We start from the raw sequence: 1616 nt of genomic DNA on the forward strand, positions 1-1616 counted from the left end.
CACGACATTCTGGCCAAGTCGCTCGGTAGCGACAATGCGATCAACGTCGTTCACGCGACGGTTGCCGCGCTCAAGATGCTCGCAGGTGGTGCAATTTGATGGTCATGTCTAGACCTCCTCAACTGTTACGAGGTGGCGCACGACGTTGATCAGACCGCGGTTCTGAGCGTTGTCCTCACGAACCACCGACTGGCGGATCTTCCGCAGACCAAGCGTCCGCAGGCTGTCGCGCTGGTTCGACTTGGCACCGATCGTGCTCTTGATCTGAGTCACCTTGAGATCAGCCATGTCAGGCTCCCTGTCCTGCACGCGCACGCAGCATGCCCGCCGGAGCGACATCCTCGATCGGCAGACCGCGACGAGCGGCAACCTCTTCGGGACGCTGGAGCATCTTGAGCGCGGCAACCGTCGCGTGAACGACGTTGATCGCATTGTCGCTACCGAGCGACTTGGCCAGAATGTCGTGAATGCCTGCGCATTCGAGCACGGCGCGAGCCGCGCCGCCCGCGATCACACCGGTACCGGGCGAAGCCGGACGCAGCATGACCACACCGGCCGCCGCCTCACCCTGAACGGGGTGAGTGATGGTCGAGCCGATCATCGGGACGCGGAAGAAGCTCTTGCGAGCCTCCTCGACACCCTTCTGGATGGCCGCGGGAACTTCCTTGGCCTTGCCGTAGCCGACGCCGACCAGACCGTTGCCGTCACCGACGATCACGAGGGCGGTGAAGCTGAAGCGACGACCACCCTTCACGACCTTGGAGACACGGTTGATCGCGACGACGCGCTCGAGCTGGTTCTTCTCGGCCGCGTTGTCACGACGGTCGCCGCCACCGCGACGATCGCCACCGCCACGACGGTTGCCCTCGGGGCCTCCGGCGTTGCTGTTGGAGTTGCTGTTGGGTCCGGCGGGTCCGTTGCCGCCGTCACGCCGCTGACGTCCCGGCATCAGACGTTCCTTCCGTTCGAAATAACAGTCATCAGAACTTCAGCCCACCTTCACGAGCGGCATCGGCCAGCGCCGCGATACGGCCGTGGTAGTCGTGACCACCACGGTCGAACACGACCGCCTCGATACCGGCAGCCTTGGCACGCTCGGCGATCAGCTGACCGACCTTCGCGCCCTTGGCGGACTTGTCGCCCTCGAGCGCACGCACGTCGGCCTCGATCGAGGAAGCGGCGGCAATGGTCTTGCCCACCGAGTCGTCGATCAGCTGAGCGTGCAGGTGCCGCGCGGAGCGGTTGACCACCAGGCGCGGACGCTCGGTGGTGCCTTCGACCTTCTTACGAAGACGGAAGTGACGGCGGGTCTTCGACAGGCGACGCTTCGTGGAAGCGTCCTTGCCCAGCGGAATCCGCTTCGCCTTCTGGTTAGCAGTTTGCGCCATGATCACTTACCCGTCTTTCCGACCTTGCGGCGAACGACCTCGCCGGCGTAGCGGATGCCCTTGCCCTTGTACGGGTCGGGCTTACGCAGTCCGTGGATGACAGCGGAGATCTGACCGACCTTCTGCTTGTCGATTCCGGACACCGAGAACTTGGTGGGCGATTCCACCGCGAAGGTGATGCCTGCCGGGGCCTCGATCGGCACCGGGTGGCTGTAACCGAGGGCGAAC

4 protein-coding genes and 1 pseudogene are annotated in these 1616 nt (G+C 64.4%); 1 reads left to right on the forward strand and 4 read right to left on the reverse strand.

Annotated elements, in window-relative coordinates; all coding sequences use genetic code 11:
- Positions 1 to 81: pseudogene (locus ACFWF3_RS35250) on the forward strand (30S ribosomal protein S5); the annotation flags it as partial.
- 27 nt (positions 82 to 108) lie between these two features.
- Here the strand turns inward: ACFWF3_RS35250 and rpmD are convergent.
- The 4 genes from rpmD to ACFWF3_RS35270 form a co-directional block, all read right to left on the reverse strand.
- The gene (gene rpmD / locus ACFWF3_RS35255; RefSeq protein WP_056819257.1) at positions 109 to 288 is read right to left on the reverse strand and encodes a 50S ribosomal protein L30; all 180 of its coding nucleotides are present in this window, start codon (positions 286 to 288) and stop codon (positions 109 to 111) included.
- Between the two features lies 1 nt (position 289).
- A complete protein-coding gene (gene rpsE, locus ACFWF3_RS35260) occupies positions 290 to 949 on the reverse strand; it encodes a 30S ribosomal protein S5 (protein ID WP_378632262.1) in 660 nt (219 codons plus the stop codon).
- A gap of 31 nt (positions 950 to 980) precedes the next feature.
- Entirely contained in the window at positions 981 to 1388 is a 408-nt protein-coding gene (gene rplR / locus ACFWF3_RS35265; RefSeq protein WP_266296784.1) for a 50S ribosomal protein L18, read from the reverse strand.
- 2 nt (positions 1389 to 1390) lie between these two features.
- On the reverse strand, positions 1391 to 1616 hold a 226-nt coding region (locus tag ACFWF3_RS35270), incomplete at its 5' end, for a 50S ribosomal protein L6 (protein WP_379318458.1).

It is taken from the genome of Nocardia sp. NPDC060220 (genome assembly GCF_042727815.1).
In the GTDB taxonomy this organism is placed as follows: Bacteria; Actinomycetota; Actinomycetes; order Mycobacteriales; family Mycobacteriaceae; genus Nocardia.

Bases quoted from the DNA above. Each gene is read 5' to 3' on its own strand.
- rpsE (WP_378632262.1), bottom strand. From the start codon at position 949: ATGCCGGGACGTCAGCGGCGTGACGGCGGCAACGGACCCGCCGGACCC.
- rpmD (WP_056819257.1), bottom strand. From the start codon at position 288: ATGGCTGATCTCAAGGTGACTCAGATCAAGAGCACGATCGGTGCCAAG.
- rplR (WP_266296784.1), bottom strand. From the start codon at position 1,388: ATGGCGCAAACTGCTAACCAGAAGGCGAAGCGGATTCCGCTGGGCAAG.